The following is an 11,644-nucleotide window of genomic DNA, read 5'->3' on the forward strand; positions in this document are numbered from 1 at the left end:
GTGCGCTGATGTTGGCCCGCAACGCCGAATCCTTGTACTGGATCGGACGGTACGTCGAACGCGCCGACGACACCGCCCGCATCCTCGATGTGACCGTGCATCAACTGCTCGAGGACTCCAGCGTCGACCCCGACCAGGCCTCCCGGACACTGCTGCGAGTGCTGGGGATGGAGGCTCCCGACGCGCCGCTGGATGTGTGGTCGCTGACCGACATCGTCGCCTTCAGCAGAGGCACCCAGGGGTCGATCGTCGACGCCATCTCGGCGGCTCGCGAAAATGCCCGCGGCGCACGCGAAGTCACGTCCACCGAGATCTGGGAGTGCCTCAACACCACTTACAACGCGCTGGCCGAGCGGGAACGAGCCGCCAAGCGTCTCGGACCGCACGAGTTTCTCTCGTTCGTCGAGGGCCGCGCCGCGATGTTCGCCGGGCTGGCCGACTCGACGCTGTCGCGCGATGACGGCTACCGCTTCATGGTGCTCGGCCGGGCCATCGAACGGGTGGACATGACTGTGCGACTGCTGCTTTCGCGGGTCGGGGACAGCGCGTCGTCACCCGCGTGGGTCACGTTGCTGCGGTCGGCAGGCGCACACGACACCTATTTGCGCACCTACCGCGGCGTGCTCGACGCCGGTCGCGTGGTCGAATTCATGCTGCTGGACCGGCTTTTCCCACGGTCGATCTTCTATTCTCTGCGGCTTGCCGAACACAGCCTCGACGAGTTGATGAACCGACCCCACAGCCGCCTCGGCGCCACGGCCGAGGCGCAGCGGCTACTCGGCAGGGCCCGCAGCGAGCTGGAGTTCCTGCGCCCCGGTGTGCTGCTCGAGTCGCTGGAACAGCGGCTGGCCGGCCTGCAGAAGACCTGCTTCGATGTCGGTGAAGCGTTGGCGCTGCAGTACTTTCACTCCGCTCCGTGGGTGGCGTGGCACGACGCGGGTCACAACGGCACGCTCGTCATCGAAGAGGGAGAGCTCTGATGTGGCGGATGCGGGTCGTCCATTCGACCGGATACGCATACAAGTCGCCGGTGACGGCGTCGTTCAACGAGGCGCGGCTGACGCCGCGATCGGACTCGCGGCAGAACGTGATCCTCAACCGCGTGGAGACCGTCCCGGCCACCCGCAACTACCGCTACGTCGACTACTGGGGAACGGCGGTGACGGCGTTCGACCTGCACGCACCGCACACCGAGTTGGAGGTGACGTCGTCGTCGGTCGTGGAGACCGACGTCGACCAAATGTCCGGACGCGAAGTGACATGGGAGGACTTGCAATCCGAGGCCGTCGTCGACAGGTTCGACGAGGTCCTTGCGCCCACCCACTACACGCCCGCGAGCAAGCGCATCCGCCGGGTCGGTCAGCGCATCATCAAGGAACACGCGCCGCACGAGGCCGTCACCGCCGCCGCGTCGTGGGTGAGCAGCGAGTTGGCGTACGTCGCGGGCACCACCGGAGTGCACTCCTCAGGGCTGGACGCGTTGCGCGAGGGCAAGGGCGTCTGTCAAGACTTCGCCCACCTGACGCTGATCCTGTTGCGCTCCATGGGCATTCCCGCCCGTTACGTGTCGGGGTATCTGCATCCCAACCACAAAGCGGTGATCGGCGACACCATCGACGGGCAGAGCCACGCCTGGGTGCAGGCCTGGACCGGTGGCTGGTGGAATTACGACCCCACCAACGACGCCCCGATCAACGAGCAGTACATCAGCGTGGGTGTGGGCCGGGACTACTCCGATGTCACCCCGCTGAAGGGGATCTACTCCGGAGAGGGCTCGACCGACCTCGACGTCGTCGTCGAGATCACCCGGTTGGCCTGACCGGTCAGACGGCCGGCTTCGCCGAGATTCCGGGATGCACCTCGACGCGCAGCAGATCGTCACCGAGTTCGATCTGCCGGTCGAAGACCGACGCGGCGAGTGCGCGCCAGTCCTCTTCCTGTCCGGGTTCGATTGCGGGCACGTAATGGGTGAGGATCAAGATTCCCACGCCCGCGCGCGCCGCGGTCTCCGCCGCTTCCTCGACCGAGGAGTGGTAGTCGCAGATGTCGCGGATGCGCTGCATGGGCATCCGGTCGACCAGATCCTTGCGGATCACGGTGTGCACCAACGCCCCTGCGCCTGCCGCCAGTTCGTCGAGGCTCTCGCACGGGACGGTGTCGCCGGCCAGCACCACCGAGGCGTCGGCGTGCTCGACGCGGAAGCCGATCGTCGGGGCGACCGGGCGGTGGTCGGTGGGCGCGACCCGGATCGTCACGCCGTCGCGGTTCCACACCTCACCTTCGGTGTACTCGTGCACCTCCACCGGGGGCGGGGCCGTCAGGTCGGCGTGGTGGGCGATGCGGTATCCGATGTCGAAGCCGAACGCCTTGAGGGTGTGCTCGACCACCTCGGCGGTGCCCGGCGGTCCGATGATCTGCAGCGGCGTCTGCTCGGGCGTGAACGTCGACACCCAACGGCTGATGATCACGTCGCCCAGATCCGCGATGTGGTCGCTGTGCAGATGCGTCAACAGCAGCGCCGACAATCCGTTCGCCGGCGCTCCCGCGGCCGTCAGACGTTGCTGTACACCTCGACCGCAGTCGATCAGAAACGTCTGCCCGCCAGCGCGCACGAGCGTCGACGGGCCCGCCCGGCGGGCGTCGGGGATGGGACTTCCAGTGCCAAGCAGTGTGACCTCGATCATGGCCCCACATATACCCGAGGGCCTCGTCGAATTGGCGCCAATAGGCGCCGAAACGGTATTCCGGCAGCCATGTCCTCGACTTTGCGCTGCTGAAATGCCGTTTCGCGACTTGCGCACCCGAGTGTGACCGGGTTGCAACCTCGCAAAGCCTTCCGCGCCGACTCAGTCCAACCTAGCCTGTGAGGAAGATCACGAGCGGAGGCAAGGATGCGGATCGCGGACGTGTTGCGGAGCAAGGGCGCCGCGGTGGCCACGATAACTCCGGAGACGTCGGTCTCGGGATTGCTCACCGAACTGGCGGTGCACAACATCGGCGCCATGATCGTGGTGTCCCCCGACGGTCTGATGGGGATCGTCTCCGAGCGCGACGTCGTGCGCGCGCTGCACCGACGGGGCGGCGAACTGCTCACCAAGCCGGTGTCGGAGATCATGACCACGCTGGTGGCGACCTGCGCTCCCGACGATTCGGTCGACAGCCTGAGCGCCCTGATGACGACGAACCGGGTCCGGCACGTGCCGGTGATGGAGAACGGCAGGCTGGTCGGCATCGTCAGCATCGGCGACGTCGTCAAGACCCGGATGGAAGAGCTCGAAACGCAGCAGGAGCAGCTGCAGGCCTACATCACCCGTGGCTGACGTCGAGGTCGCTCCGGCGGCGCGGCAGCACGTGCGCCAGATGTCGGGGGTGCTGGCGCGCGCGTTCTACGACGACCCGGTGATGAAGTGGATGCTGCCGAACGACGCCGCGCGGGAGCGAGCCCTGTCACGGGTGTTCGCCACGATGATTCGCCACCACTTCCTGCGCACCGAAGGAGTCGAGGTGGCGGGCGGCCGGCGCATCGGGGCCGCCGCGCTGTGGGACCCGCCCGGCGAGTGGCGGCAGACCGGGCTCCAAGAGCTGCGGATGATGCCGGCATTCATCCGGGCGATGGGAGCCAATGTGCGGCGCGGCCAGGCGATGGCCGAGCTGATGAAGCAGCACCACCCCGAGGAGCCGCACTGGTATCTGGGGGTGATCGGCAGCGATCCGACGGTGCGCGGCACCGGATACGGGCAGGCGCTGATGCGCTCGCGCCTGGACCGCTGCGACGCCGAGCACGCGCCCGCGTACCTCGAGTCCAGCAACCCCGACAACATCGCCTACTACCGGCGCTTCGGGTTCGACGTCACCGGCGAGATCGCGTTGCCCGACGGCGGCCCGCCGATGTGGCCGATGTGGCGCCAACCGCGTTGATCCGGTGTGCGTGGGCCCCGCGAAGCTGACGAGTGACCGCGTAATGCCAGAAATCTACGGCGTGTCGCGGACGAACACGGTCGCTCGCGGTGACGAGGGTTCAACTCCAGGAGTATTCGGCACGTAGCCGCGCGGCCACGACCTCGAACTTCTCGCGGGCCAGGATCGCGCCTTCGCGACGGATGCCATCTTCGGGCACATCGAGCACCCGGTCCAGGCGCACCCAACTCGCCCGCCCCTCGTAATCCCAGGTGCCCGAGCCGATGGCCACCCAGTCCGGGTCGTCTCGATGGTGATCCTGGCTGGACAGCATCAGGCCGAGCAGCGTGGACCGGTCGCGGCCCACCACCAGCACCGGCCGGTCCTTGCCCTGCGTCGGGTCGTCCTCGTAGACCACCCACGTCCACACGATCTCGCCCGGATCGGCGCGCCCGTCGAGGTCGGGGGCGTACACCACCTTGCGGGCGCGGTGGGCGGTGGGCACGAAGTGCCGGCTGACCGGTCGCCCGGCGGTGATCGCGGGCGCCTCGTCTCTGGATGCGCCGGCGATCGCGTCCAGGCCGATCCGGATGCCCTGCTGGATGCCGCGCTGCACGGTCTCGGACTGACCGATCTGACGGATGATCTTCGGCGCCTCGTTGAACACCAGATTCTCGGCATACCTTTGGAATGTCTGCAGTGGTTTCCAGGGCGCAGGCATATTTCCGAGCATAAGCGAGCGCCGCCCAGCGCGATTGTGTGCTTCCGGCGCTGCCTGGATACGCTGGTGGCACCCGAAGTCCGCGTTCACCAGGAGATTCCCATCAGCACTTTCGCCGATCAGACCTTCACGGCGCCGGCGCAGATCCGGAACTTCTGCATCATCGCCCATATCGATCACGGCAAGTCGACGCTGGCCGACCGGATGCTGCAACTCACCGGTGTGGTCGCCGATCGCGATATGCGCGCGCAGTACCTCGACCGGATGGACATCGAGCGCGAGCGCGGCATCACGATCAAGGCGCAGAACGTCCGGCTGCCATGGAAATTGGGGGACCAGGAATACGTCCTGCATCTCATCGACACCCCCGGGCACGTCGACTTCACCTACGAGGTGTCGCGCGCGCTGGAGGCGTGCGAAGGTGCGGTGCTGCTCGTCGACGCCGCCCAGGGCATCGAGGCCCAGACGCTGGCGAATCTCTACCTGGCCCTGGATCGCGACCTGCACATCATCCCGGTGCTCAACAAGATCGACCTGCCTGCGGCCGACCCCGACCGGTACGCCGCCGAACTCGCCCACATCATCGGCTGCGAACCCGAGGACGTGCTGCGGGTCTCCGGGAAGACCGGCGCGGGCGTGGCCGACCTCCTCGACCACGTCGTGCGCGAGGTGCCGCCGCCCGTCGGCGACGCCGACGCACCCGCGCGGGCGATGATCTTCGACTCGGTCTATGACACCTACCGCGGCGTGGTGACCTACGTCCGCGTCGTCGACGGCAAGATCGTTCCGCGCGAACGCATCAAGATGATGTCCACCGGCGCGCATCACGAACTGCTGGAAGTGGGCATCGTCTCGCCCGAGCCCAAGGCCTCCGCGGGTCTCGGCGTCGGCGAGGTCGGATATCTGATCACCGGCGTGAAAGACGTGCGCCAGTCCAAGGTCGGCGACACCGTGACGACCGCCCGCCACGGTGCGGCCGAGCCGCTCACCGGATACCGGGAGCCGCGACCGATGGTGTACTCGGGGCTGTATCCCGTTGACGGGTCGGATTATCCGGTCCTGCGCGACGCGCTGGACAAGCTGCAACTCAACGATGCGGCGCTGACGTATGAACCGGAGACCTCGGTGGCGCTCGGATTCGGTTTCCGCAGCGGCTTTCTGGGCCTGCTGCACATGGAGATCACCCGCGAGCGTCTTGAGCGCGAGTTCAACCTCGACCTGATCTCGACGTCGCCGAACGTCGTGTATCGCGTTGTGCAGGAGGATGGTTCAGAAATCACGGTGACCAATCCGTCGGACTGGCCGGACGGCAAGATCCGCACGGTTTACGAGCCGATCGTCAAGACCACGATCATCGCGCCCAGCGAGTTCATCGGAACCATCATGGAGCTGTGCCAGTCGCGGCGCGGCGAACTCGGCGGCATGGACTACCTGTCCCCGGAACGGGTGGAGCTGCGCTACACGATGCCGCTGGGCGAGATCATCTTCGACTTCTTCGACGCGCTGAAGTCGCGCACCCGCGGATACGCCAGCCTGGACTACGAGGAGGCCGGTGAGCAGGAAGCCGACCTGGTCAAGGTCGACATCCTGCTGCAAGGTGAGCCGGTCGACGCGTTCAGCGCGATCGTGCACAAGGAGTCGGCGTACGCCTACGGCAACAAGATGACCACCAAGCTCAAGGAGCTGATTCCGCGCCAGCAGTTCGAGGTTCCGGTGCAGGCAGCGATCGGTTCGAAGATCATAGCTCGCGAAAACATCCGCGCGATCCGCAAAGACGTGCTATCGAAGTGCTATGGCGGGGACATCACCCGCAAGCGCAAGCTGCTCGAGAAGCAGAAGGAAGGCAAGAAGCGGATGAAGACCATCGGCCGGGTCGAGGTGCCCCAGGAGGCGTTCGTGGCCGCCCTGTCCACCGACTCGTCGGCCGCCGACAAGGCCAAGAAGTAGGACGGCGTGCGCTCGGCGGCGATGACGGCGGCGGCCGTGGGCGCATGCGCGATCCTCGCCGGCTGTTCGGCGCCCGCCGGTGATGCCCCGGCCCCGCAGATCGCCGAGGTGGCCAAACCGTCGCCGAACCGGATGCTGGACCAGGCTTTGCCCACGGCTGAGGAGCTGACCACGATGTTCGGGGCCAGCGGCTTCATGGGTCAGGTCGTCGAAGGTGGCGCCGACATGCTGCTGCAGGGCGTCCGGGAGGCCGAGGCGAGCCCGCCCGACTGTGTGAGCACCGGTTACCGGTTGGAGAAGGTGGTGTATCAAGCCAGCCCGGTGCGGTCGGTGGTCAGCCAGTCGTGGGCCGGAGGTGACGCCAACGGCCCCACCGTCACCGGGTTCTTCGGGGTGGTCGAGTTCATCGACGCCGATGCCGCGCAGGAGTTCTTCGCCTCATCGGCCGACAAGTGGCACCGATGCAACGGCCAGACGCTGGTGTTGAGCCAACCCGACCGCGGCGCACAGGGATCCAGCCGGATCACCGAGGTCGGCGTCGACGACGAGATCGTCTCGGCGGTGGTGATGCAGGACGCCGGATCGACGGTTCAGCGGGCCCTCGGTGTGGCAGGCGATTGCATCGTGGAGGTGGAGATCACCGACGTCGCCGGCCCCAGCCCGACCGGCGCCCGGCACGCGACCGCGGTCGCCGACCTGATGATGGACAAGATCGGCCAGTCCTGAGCATTCGGTCGAGATTGTCGGTTACGTCGCGAATCTGTTGGAGCTGACCGCGCGAACACGACGACGACAAAATCACTGGGTCGAACAGACCGCGGTGCTCTACACGTCGGCCGAGGAGGCGCAGCATTTCTTCAACTCGTCTCGAGAGACGTGGGGGGTTACACCAATTCCACTGTGGGCGTGAGAAATTCATGCGACGTATACTTGTGGAACTCGGTCAGGTTCGTACCGACGGCAAGATGGTCGCCCAGGTTACGACGCAACAGGATGCCGACGGCTTGTGCTTGCCAGCATGTGCTGTCGACTGCATCGAACCTGACCGTCGAGGCGTGGCCGTGCAGTTACTCGATCGGCGACGAGGCGGCCACCATCGCGCAGGACATGCTCGCCACGCGGCCAGATAACACCGCGCCGAGACTGGGCTTTCTGACGACCGGCGGCGGAGATCCATCAAAAACAGCAGTCTCGCCGAAAAGGCGATCTACATCGGGGCGTTGGCCGGGACGAAGACTCCGGAGCTGTCGGCTTCCTCCTCGGCCCGGATCACGTGCACGACCGCGTTGATCAACGCCAGGTGGGTGAACGCCTGCGGGAAGTTGCCGAGATGGCGGCCGGTGCGCGGCTCGATCTCCTCGGCATACAGGTGCAGCGGGCTGGCGAACGACAGCAGCCGTTCACACAGGTGTTTGGCGCGGCTGATCTCGCCGATCTCGACCAGGGCCGACACCAGCCAGAACGAGCAGATCGTGAAGGTGCCCTCCTCGCCGGACAGCCCGTCGTCGGTCTCGTCGACCCGGTAGCGCAGCACCAGGCCTTCCTCGGTGAGCTCGTCGGCGATCGCCAGCACGGTCGCGCGCACCCGCGGATCGTCGGGCGGCAGGAACCGCGTCAGCACGGCCAGCAGCAGCGAGGCGTCGAGCGCGTCGTCGCCGTACCGCTGCGTCAGCACACCGCGGGAGTCGACGCCGTGTTTGAGCACGTCGGCCTTGATCTCCTCGGCGGTCGCGCGCCACTGCTGCGCGTAGGACTTCTCGCCCTGGAACTCGGCGAGTTTCGAGCCGCGGTCCAGCGCGACCCAGCACATGATCTTGCTGCTGGTGAAGTGTTGCGGGTCGCCGCGTACCTCCCATATCCCGCGGTCGGGCTCCTTCCAGTGCTTGATCGCCTCTTCGACCTGCTGCTTGAGCACCGGCCACAGCGTGTCGGAGATCTGCTCGCGCGACTTGGCGTGCAGATACACCGAATCGAGCATGGTGCCCCAGATGTCGTGCTGCATCTGGTTGTACGCGCCGTTGCCGAAGCGCACCGGCCGCGCCCCGTCGTATCCGGACAGGTGGCGCAGTTCCTCCTCGACCAGCGTGCGCTCGCCGCCGACGGCGTACATCACCTGAAGTGGGTGTCGCTCACCGTTGTTGGCGCCGGACACATCGGCGATGAACGCGAAGAAGTCGTCGGCCTCGCGGTCCAGGCCCAGTGTGTAGAGACCCCACAGCGCGAAAGTCGAATCGCGCACCCACGCATAGCGGTAGTCCCAGTTTCGTTCGCCCTGAGGCGTTTCCGGCAGCGACGTGGTGGGCGCGGCCAACAGCGCACCGGTCGGGGAGTAGGTCAGCCCCTTGAGCGTCAGCGCGCTGCGCTGGAGGTAGGCCCGCCACGGGTGGTCGGGGAAGTCGCCGATGTTGATCCACTGGCGCCAGGCCTCGCTGGTCTGCCACATCTTGTCGGCCGCCTCTTCATAGGTCTGTGGCGCCGGATGCTTGGACCACGACAGCGCGACGAACGCCTGGTCGCCTTCCTTCATCCGGGTCCGGGCCCGAGCCTCGTGGCCCTCCAGGCCGAGCCGCAGGTTCGTGGTGAGCCGAAGCGTGGGGTGCGCATCGGCGTCGCGGCTGGCGCGCGCGATCGCCTCGCCGTACGCCTGCGCGGAGTACTCCCACGTCGCGGGGATCCGGTGGTAGTCGAACGCGGGCTCGCAGTTCATCACCAGTTCGACGGTGCCGCTCACGCATCGCACGGTGCGCAGCAGGATGTGCTCGGCATCCCAGTCCATCGGTGTGCGCCGATGGGTGCGCGAACGGGTCTCGAGGTCATGCCAGGGACCCATCACCAATGCCTCGCGCACGATCAGCCACCCGGTGTGGGTCTGCCACGTCGTCTCCAGGATCAGGCTGCCGGGCAGGTAGCGCCGGGCCGAGGGCACCGTCACCCCGTAGGGCCCCAACCGGAAATGGCCGGCGCCGCGATCGAGGATGGCGCCGAACACACTCGGCGAGTCGGGCCGCGGCACGCACATCCACTCGACCGACCCGGCCGATGAGATCAGACACGTGTTCTCGCAGTCGGACAGGAAGCCGTAGTCGGCGATGGGCGGAAACGGGTTTCGCAACGCTCCGGTGGGCGCGTACGGCGTCGGTGCGGTCACGGTCAGCGGGGTGTTGTCCGTGACGGCCTGAGCCGGCTTCGCCCCGTTCTCGGTCTCCGTTGACCCGTCCGACGGCCCGGTTTGTTGCAGAACCATGCCGCCATCATCGACTGCCGACGCGCTCGCCGTCTACTTGTTGGCCGTAACGGCGCGTCAGCGGCGGGCGAAGGCCGGAATGCGTTCCGGTAGGGGACCGATCGCCACACCGTAGGCCGCCAATCGGCGCAGCAGCGGAAGCCCGGCGGCCACCCGCACGAACCGTGGCGCCTCGGCCTGGCCGGTCGAAGCGACGGCGACCGCGATGACACGGCGGTGGATCAGCCTTTGCACCGACTGGATCAGCGCGGCGGGCAGCCAGCGCCGCGCCTGCACGCGGGCCAGATGCCTGGTTGACAGGCTGCCCGAGCGCAACGGACCCGCCAGGATCCGGCCTGCGGCGACGGCGTCGGCCACCGCGAGGTTGATCCCCACCCCGCCGACCGGCGACATCGCGTGGGCGGCATCGCCGATGAGCAGCAGGCCGTCGCCGTACCAGCGCCTGAGCCGGTTCAACTGCACGTCGAGCAGCTTCACGTCGTCGAACGACGTCACCGCCCCGATGCGGTCGGCCAGCCACGGCACCAGCGCCACCACACCGCGATGCAGCGACCCGATTCCCTGCGCCCGCAACTCCTGGTCGCGGCCCTTGGGGATGACGTAGGCGCACTGATAGTAGTCGCCGCGGTCGATGACGATCTGCGCGTGCCCGGCCCCGAGGACACCGGCGAGCCCGTGCGGGTCGTCGGGATCGCGGGGCAGCCGGAACCACCAGACGTCCATCGGCACACCGAAGTCCTTCGGCTTGAGCCCCATCTCGGTGCGCAGCGTCGATGACCGCCCATCGCAGGCGACGGTCAACGTCGCGCGCATCTCGCGCTCCTCACCGTCGGCGCTGCGGTAGCGGACACCGACCACCCTGTCACCGTGACGGATCGGGCCGAGCACCTCGGTGCTGCGCAGCAAGGTGAACGACGGCTCTCGTTGAGCGGCAGTGGCCAGCAGCTCCAGGAAATCCCACTGCGGAACCAGCGCAATGTGTTTGTGCGGACCGGGAATTCGCTGCAGATCCATGGTGACCGGCGTGTCCTGCACCGTCATCGACAGCGTGCCGATCTCTCGGTGCGGAATCGCCGCGAACTCATCGGACAGCCCCAACTCGTCGAGCAGCCGCAGCGTGCTGGCATGCACGGTGTCACCGCGGAAATCGCGGAGGAAGTCGGCGTGCTTCTCCATCACCGTGACGTCGACCCCGGCGCGGGCCAGCACCAACGCGAGCATCATGCCCGCTGGACCGCCGCCGGCCACGATGCAGGTGGCGTTACCGGCACGCAGGGCGGGGTCGGAGTCGGCGGCCACGCCCCCATCTTCGCATCGCCTAGGCTGGCCGCGTGGGTGGCTTTCTGAGTTGGTGGGACGGTGTCGAGCTCTGGCTCACCGGCCTGCCGTTCGTCGCCCAGACCGCGATGGTGATGCCGGTGGTGCTCGCGTTGGCGTACGGCACCGCGGTCGTGCTCGACGGCGCCCTCGGTAACGGGATCAGGTTGTGGCGCCGTGTTCGCCACGACGAACGGGATGCTGATCAATGAGCGGCGGGATGCCGCGGTCGCGGGTGACGCTGGTGCTCGTCCTCCTGGTGATCCTGGTGATCGTCATGTGGCTGTTCACTCGTTGACGCCGCCGAACTTTCACCGAGCAGGCCGCGGAAACTCTGTTAGGCTTCGCGCCATGCAAACAGCGTCCGGCAACAAGAGCGGCCATGTTCTGGCCCTCATTGCCGTGAGTTTCAGCGCTGTTGCCGATGTCTGTTGTTGTTGCTGACTCCTCCGCCCGTCCCGGTTCGGTGTCGGTAACGGCTGCCAGATGACGCCTCGCGCTGATCCATCGCCTTCCCG

At 67.1% G+C, this 11,644-nt stretch carries 12 protein-coding genes; 8 read left to right on the forward strand and 4 right to left on the reverse strand.

Annotation, left to right across the window (positions count from 1 at the left end; all coding sequences use genetic code 11):
- The first annotated feature begins 8 nt into the window (after positions 1–8).
- Together A5790_RS04900 and A5790_RS04905 are read left to right on the forward strand one after the other, a co-directional pair.
- Positions 9–980, forward strand: a complete 972-nt coding sequence (locus A5790_RS04900; RefSeq protein ID WP_064405768.1) for an alpha-E domain-containing protein — start codon at positions 9–11, stop codon at positions 978–980.
- On the forward strand, positions 980–1,819 hold the full coding sequence (locus A5790_RS04905; RefSeq protein ID WP_066841664.1) for a transglutaminase family protein: 840 nt from the start codon (positions 980–982) through the stop codon (positions 1,817–1,819). Before A5790_RS04900 ends, A5790_RS04905 begins: the two co-directional genes overlap by 1 nt.
- A gap of 4 nt (positions 1,820–1,823) precedes the next feature.
- On the opposite strand, the gene A5790_RS04910 is transcribed toward A5790_RS04905, so the two are convergent.
- On the reverse strand, positions 1,824–2,684 hold the full coding sequence (locus tag A5790_RS04910; protein ID WP_066841665.1) for a ribonuclease Z: 861 nt from the start codon (positions 2,682–2,684) through the stop codon (positions 1,824–1,826).
- Positions 2,685–2,891: 207 nt separating this feature from the next.
- Between A5790_RS04910 and A5790_RS04915 the strand changes: the two genes are divergently transcribed.
- Together A5790_RS04915 and A5790_RS04920 are read left to right on the forward strand one after the other, a co-directional pair.
- A complete protein-coding gene (locus A5790_RS04915) occupies positions 2,892–3,320 on the forward strand; it encodes a CBS domain-containing protein (RefSeq protein ID WP_066841666.1) in 429 nt (142 codons plus the stop codon).
- The gene (locus tag A5790_RS04920) at positions 3,313–3,918 is read left to right on the forward strand and encodes a GNAT family N-acetyltransferase (protein ID WP_066841667.1); all 606 of its coding nucleotides are present in this window, start codon (positions 3,313–3,315) and stop codon (positions 3,916–3,918) included. The genes A5790_RS04915 and A5790_RS04920 overlap by 8 nt, the downstream gene beginning before the upstream one ends.
- Positions 3,919–4,018: 100 nt before the next feature.
- Here the strand turns inward: A5790_RS04920 and A5790_RS04925 are convergent, their stop codons facing one another.
- Positions 4,019–4,630, reverse strand: a complete 612-nt coding sequence (locus A5790_RS04925) for a type II toxin-antitoxin system PemK/MazF family toxin (RefSeq protein WP_066841668.1) — start codon at positions 4,628–4,630, stop codon at positions 4,019–4,021.
- 21 nt (positions 4,631–4,651) lie between these two features.
- On the opposite strand from A5790_RS04925, the gene lepA reads away from it, so the two are divergent.
- Entirely contained in the window at positions 4,652–6,565 is a 1,914-nt protein-coding gene (gene lepA / locus A5790_RS04930) for a translation elongation factor 4 (RefSeq protein WP_231987609.1), read from the forward strand.
- 6 nt (positions 6,566–6,571) lie between these two features.
- Positions 6,572–7,291 (forward strand): sensor domain-containing protein, encoded by a 720-nt coding sequence (locus A5790_RS04935; protein ID WP_066841670.1) that lies wholly within the window; start codon positions 6,572–6,574, stop codon positions 7,289–7,291.
- 481 nt (positions 7,292–7,772) lie between these two features.
- Here A5790_RS04935 and A5790_RS04940 read toward each other — a convergent pair whose 3' ends face one another.
- Positions 7,773–9,809 (reverse strand): glycoside hydrolase family 15 protein, encoded by a 2,037-nt coding sequence (locus tag A5790_RS04940; RefSeq protein ID WP_066841671.1) that lies wholly within the window; start codon positions 9,807–9,809, stop codon positions 7,773–7,775.
- Between the two features lie 57 nt (positions 9,810–9,866).
- Positions 9,867–11,108, reverse strand: a complete 1,242-nt coding sequence (locus tag A5790_RS04945; RefSeq protein ID WP_082961582.1) for an FAD-dependent oxidoreductase — start codon at positions 11,106–11,108, stop codon at positions 9,867–9,869.
- Positions 11,109–11,140: 32 nt separating this feature from the next.
- On the opposite strand from A5790_RS04945, the gene A5790_RS04950 reads away from it, so the two are divergent.
- Positions 11,141–11,338: a hypothetical protein gene (locus A5790_RS04950; protein ID WP_066841672.1), complete on the forward strand. Its 198-nt coding sequence runs from the start codon at positions 11,141–11,143 to the stop codon at positions 11,336–11,338.
- Positions 11,339–11,477: 139 nt separating this feature from the next.
- Complete coding sequence (locus tag A5790_RS26480; protein ID WP_353612094.1) at positions 11,478–11,570, forward strand: Ms4533A family Cys-rich leader peptide; 93 nt, start codon at positions 11,478–11,480, stop codon at positions 11,568–11,570.
- Positions 11,571–11,644 lie beyond the last annotated feature (74 nt).

The organism is Mycobacterium sp. 852002-51152_SCH6134967 (assembly GCF_001667105.1).
GTDB lineage: Bacteria > Actinomycetota > Actinomycetes > Mycobacteriales > Mycobacteriaceae > Mycobacterium > Mycobacterium neumannii_A.

Coding starts and splice junctions, on each gene's coding strand:
- A5790_RS04900 (WP_064405768.1), top strand. CDS start 9: ATGTTGGCCCGCAACGCCGAATCCTTGTACTGGATCGGACGGTACGTC.
- A5790_RS04905 (WP_066841664.1), top strand. CDS start 980: ATGTGGCGGATGCGGGTCGTCCATTCGACCGGATACGCATACAAGTCG.
- A5790_RS04910 (WP_066841665.1), bottom strand. CDS start 2,684: ATGATCGAGGTCACACTGCTTGGCACTGGAAGTCCCATCCCCGACGCC.
- A5790_RS04915 (WP_066841666.1), top strand. CDS start 2,892: ATGCGGATCGCGGACGTGTTGCGGAGCAAGGGCGCCGCGGTGGCCACG.
- A5790_RS04925 (WP_066841668.1), bottom strand. CDS start 4,630: ATGCTCGGAAATATGCCTGCGCCCTGGAAACCACTGCAGACATTCCAA.
- A5790_RS04940 (WP_066841671.1), bottom strand. CDS start 9,809: ATGGTTCTGCAACAAACCGGGCCGTCGGACGGGTCAACGGAGACCGAG.
- A5790_RS26480 (WP_353612094.1), top strand. CDS start 11,478: ATGCAAACAGCGTCCGGCAACAAGAGCGGCCATGTTCTGGCCCTCATT.